The organism is Eubacterium sp. CAG:161 (genome assembly GCF_000432355.1).
In the GTDB taxonomy this organism is placed as follows: domain Bacteria; phylum Bacillota; class Clostridia; order Lachnospirales; family Lachnospiraceae; genus Eubacterium_G; species Eubacterium_G segne.
In genome coordinates this window covers 18672-22561 of sequence record NZ_HF991873.1, presented here as the reverse complement: position 1 = coordinate 22561, position 3890 = coordinate 18672, and the positions used below count along the sequence as shown (strand labels likewise).

Annotated in this window: 4 protein-coding genes; all 4 read left to right on the top strand. The window is 34.6% G+C overall.

All coding sequences use genetic code 11. From position 1 onward, the window contains the following. Positions 1–1078 (top strand): DHH family phosphoesterase (locus tag Q5O30_RS09180; protein WP_302674676.1); only part of this gene is annotated, 1078 nt, incomplete at its 5' end. Continuing rightward, positions 1078–1524, top strand: a complete 447-nt coding sequence (rplI, locus tag Q5O30_RS09175) for a 50S ribosomal protein L9 (RefSeq protein WP_021953454.1) — start codon at positions 1078–1080, stop codon at positions 1522–1524. The genes Q5O30_RS09180 and rplI, both read left to right, overlap by 1 nt. Positions 1525–1551: 27 nt before the next feature. Then, positions 1552–2895 (top strand): replicative DNA helicase, encoded by a 1344-nt coding sequence (gene dnaB / locus Q5O30_RS09170; protein ID WP_021953453.1) that lies wholly within the window; start codon positions 1552–1554, stop codon positions 2893–2895. A gap of 331 nt (positions 2896–3226) precedes the next feature. Beyond that, complete coding sequence (locus tag Q5O30_RS09165) at positions 3227–3751, top strand: hypothetical protein (RefSeq protein WP_021953452.1); 525 nt, start codon at positions 3227–3229, stop codon at positions 3749–3751. Positions 3752–3890: the final 139 nt, after the last annotated feature.

Sequence of the window (3890 nt, the reverse complement as noted above, 5' to 3'; positions counted from 1 at the left end):
GGTATTGAAGGATGGCAACAAGGTTTATTATTACGGTGGAAAAACAAAGTCCGTTGAAAAAAATACAAAGGTTAAATCAAGAGTTAAGGCAACAGCCTTTCGTGATTTAATTGAAACAAAGGAAACCATATACATTATGGGACACCACATTGGGGACAATGATTCCTTTGGAGCATCTATTGGATTTTACAGAATTGCAAAAACCATAGGAAAAGATGCCCACATTGTATTAGGTGAGGTAAGCAGCAGTGTTGTTCCGCTAGTAGAAGCTTTTAAGGAAATGGAAATATACGACGAGGATATGTTTATTACAGGTCAGGAAGCAGCCCTTAAAATGACTAAAAATGATGCCTTAATTGTGGTGGATGTAAGCAGGGCAAATTATACGGAATATCCTGAATTGGTAAGACGTTCCCAGTGTCTTTTGGTATTTGACCATCACAGACAAAGTACGGACGTTATTGACAATGCACAGTTATCTTATATTGAATTATCATCATCTTCTACATGTGAAATGGTTGTAGAGATTATGCAATATATTAATGAAACAGTTAAGCTTACCAAGCTAGAGGCAGAAGCAATTTACGGCGGTATTATGATTGATACCAACAATTTCATAAACAGAACCGGTGTAAGAACTTTTGAGGCAGCAGCTTATTTAAAGAAAAATGGAGCCGACATTACAAAGGTTCGCAGAATGTTCAGAGATGATTTAAATGATTATAAGGCAAAAGCCAAAGCCATTGAAAATACGGAAGTATTTATGGATGAATATGCCATATCCGTATGTAACGCACAGGATGTATCTTCGCCTACTGTCGTTGGAGCTCAGACAGCAAATGAACTTTTAAATATAAAGGATATAAAAGCATCCTTTGTGTTTACTCCTTATGGAGACCAGATATATATTAGCGCCCGTTCCGTAGATAAAGTAAACGTACAGGTTATTATGGAAGAATTTGGCGGTGGCGGACATATGAACTTAGCAGGAGCCCAGGTTAAGGATAGCAGCGTAGAGGAAGTCATTGAACATTTAAAAGATATTATAGAAAGAAAATTAGAGGAGGGTGACATATAATGAAAGTTATTTTATTAGAAGATGTTAAAACTCTTGGTAAAAAGGGTCAGATAGTAGAAGTAAACGACGGTTATGCCAGAAATTTTATTTTAAAGAAAAATTTAGGACTTGAAGCTACAGGGAAGAATCTTAACGATTTAAAGCTTCATAAACAGAACGAAGAAAAGGTAGCAAAGGAAAAATTAGAGGCAGCTAAAGCTTTAGCTGAAGACCTTAAAAATAAGTCCATTATCGTAAGAATCCAGGCAGGAGTTGAAGGAAAGGTATTTGGTTCAATTTCCAGCAAGGAAATCGCCCTTGAAGCAAAGAAACAGCTTAACATGGACATTGATAAGAAAAAAATTGTTATTCCTGATGCTATTAAGTCTCTTGGAACATACAATGTAAACATTAAGCTTCACAAGGATGTTACAGGTACTTTGGCAGTTAAAGTAGTGGCAAAATAAATTAGATTACATGCAGAGGTAAAATTAATGGAAGAGGCAGTTGTTAAAAGGATAATGCCCCACAGCAATGAGGCGGAGCAGGCTGTAATCGGCTCTATGATTATGGATTCGGAGGCTATCCCCATTGCAATGGAAAAACTCTCTGATGCAGATTTCTACAATAAACAATACGGTTCATTGTTTAAGGCAATGGTTGAAATTTTTAATGAAGGAAAAGAATGTGACCTTGTAACTATCAAAAATAAGTTAGAGGAAATGGAGGTTCCTTCAGAGGTAATAAGTATTGACTTTATCAGAAATATTCTTGATATGGTTCCTACATCAGCTAATATCAGACAATATGCTGAGATTGTCTATGAGAAAGCCGTTATGAGAAATTTAATCAGGGCAAATGAAAAAATAGCAAATACGTGTTATGCAGGAAATAAACCTCTTGATGCCATATTAGAAGAGACGGAAAGAGATATTTTTTCACTGTTACAGACAGGTAATACCGGGGATTATGTGCCGGTAAGACAGATAGTATTAAATGTTTTTGACAAGATAGAACAGGCAGCCCAGACCAAGGGCACCATTACAGGTATTGAAACCGGTTTCAGGAAACTTGATACACAGCTATCCGGTTTGCAGCCGTCAGACTTAATTCTAATTGCAGCCCGTCCGTCAGTAGGTAAAACGGCGTTTGTGTTAAATGTAACGGAAACAGTTGCTGTTAAGCACAATATTCCTGTAGCCATTTTTAGTTTGGAAATGTCCAGCGAGCAGCTTATTAACCGTATTCTTTCCCAGAATTCGATGGTTAGCTCTCAGAAAATACGTATTGGTGATTTAAGTGATAATGAGTGGGCTAACATAGTTGAGTCTGCTAATATTATTGGAAATTCTAATATTATTATAGATGATACACCGGGTATCAGTATTGGTGAGATGCGTTCAAAGTGCAGAAAGTTCAAGCTGGAAAAAGACATACAGTTGGTTATAGTGGACTACCTGCAGTTAATGACTACTAATACACCTCACGGAAGCCGTGAGCAGGAAATTGCGGAAATTTCAAGAACTCTTAAAGGTATTGCAAGAGAGTTAAATGTGCCGGTTATTGCACTGTCGCAGCTTAACCGTGCATCTGAAACCCGTGAAGACAGAAAACCTATTATGGCTGACCTACGTGAATCCGGTTCTATTGAGCAGGATGCCGACGTTGTAATGCTTATGTCAAGATATTATGATAAGGAAAAGAAGGAAGAAGACAGAAATAGGATTATTTTAAATGTTGCTAAACAAAGAAACGGCCCTGTAGGTGAGGTTCAGTTAGTCTGGTTACCACAGTTTACAAAATTTGAGGACGCTGAACAGGCAGAAGAGCAAATTTAATGTATTTAGGGGACTATTTATAGAAATCATTGGGAGTTGTACTGTAGCAAATTATAATTGTTATAGTACAACTTTTTTGGTTATGTTTAAACATTTATTAAAAAAATTCACCGGAAAAATAAAAGGCTAGTGAAAAATTGACACGAATTGACTTTTAAGATACAATGAAAAAACCTTACGCATATTCAGTATTAAGTAACAAAGTTTAATGAAGTTTCAGATGCAGGAATTTGGTAGGGATTATGTTAATTTGTCGTGGATGAAATATTATTTTAACTATGAAAAATTCAGGAAATTATAAGTTGAAAGAGGAGATTACGAGGTTAAATATATGAAAAAGGGATTAAAATATTTTGTGGTTATATTGACAGTTTTATCAATCTGTTCTGTAAATGTTAAAGCGGCAAATGTAGATGGTTATATTTGTAAGAAAATTAGTGTATCCGGTAAATACTCTGATACGAACAATAAGAATAGTTATAAGAAAATTATAAGATCATATAAAGATTTGGTAAAATTAAAAAAATACATAAAGAAAAATTATAATAATCCTAAAAAATATATAAAAAAACTCAATAAATACAAAAAATCATATTTTAAGAAGAAGGCATTGATTTTCGCAACAGAAAATATTGACTTAAATTTTTTTAGTTATAAACTTCTTTCTATAACTAAAAAAGACAAAAAGGTCACTTTAAATGTTGAAAAAAGAGATTTGTTGGAAGAGGGACAATATAAAACTGCCGTGGTCATATATGGAGCAAACACATATATTATTGAATCAAAGAAATCAAAATTAAAAAACGTTAAGAAAGTGAAAGTAACGTATGATTTTGTAAGGAACAGTGAAGAATAGATATGTTTTATGAAAAATATCTCTAAGGTCAGTGGCATTGGCTTTAAGCTCCTTTTTTCTGCCCTCCTCGACACTACCGCAAAAGGTTACAATATTTGCGGTAATGAACGTATTGAAGGGGGAATATAATGGATTTATA

Bases quoted from the DNA above. Each gene is read 5' to 3' on its own strand.
- rplI (WP_021953454.1), top strand. From the start codon at position 1,078: ATGAAAGTTATTTTATTAGAAGATGTTAAAACTCTTGGTAAAAAGGGT.
- dnaB (WP_021953453.1), top strand. From the start codon at position 1,552: ATGGAAGAGGCAGTTGTTAAAAGGATAATGCCCCACAGCAATGAGGCG.
- Q5O30_RS09165 (WP_021953452.1), top strand. From the start codon at position 3,227: ATGAAAAAGGGATTAAAATATTTTGTGGTTATATTGACAGTTTTATCA.